This window comes from Streptacidiphilus sp. ASG 303, from assembly GCF_020991365.1.
Lineage (GTDB): Bacteria > Actinomycetota > Actinomycetes > Streptomycetales > Streptomycetaceae > Peterkaempfera.
This window is the reverse complement of sequence record NZ_JAJLRA010000193.1, coordinates 1-278: the sequence shown is the minus strand read 5'-3', so window position 1 is coordinate 278 and position 278 is coordinate 1. Positions and strand designations below refer to the sequence as shown.

1 pseudogene is annotated in these 278 nt (G+C 71.6%); it reads right to left on the bottom strand.

Annotated elements, in window-relative coordinates:
• Positions 1 to 278: pseudogene (locus tag LO771_RS30465) on the bottom strand (alkyl hydroperoxide reductase); the annotation flags it as partial.

Sequence of the window (278 nt, the reverse complement as noted above, 5' to 3'; positions counted from 1 at the left end):
CCCGGGTTGCCGCTGACGTTCATCCGCAGGCCGGCCCGCATCGACCCGTACTCCTTGTCGGAGAGCAGGTGCAGCGTCCGGTCGTAGACGTTGTTCATCGCCATGATCGCGGCGGCGGACTTGGCGGCGGTGTACGCCTGCTCCGACAGGTGCTCGCGGGCCTGCGGCTCCAGCTCGGCCAGCACGCGCGCGCGGCGCGAGGCGATCGCGCAGGCCAGCACGGTGCCCCAGAGCTGCTGCTCGGGCAGGTCGGAGTTGCCGACGACCGAGCCCAGGTT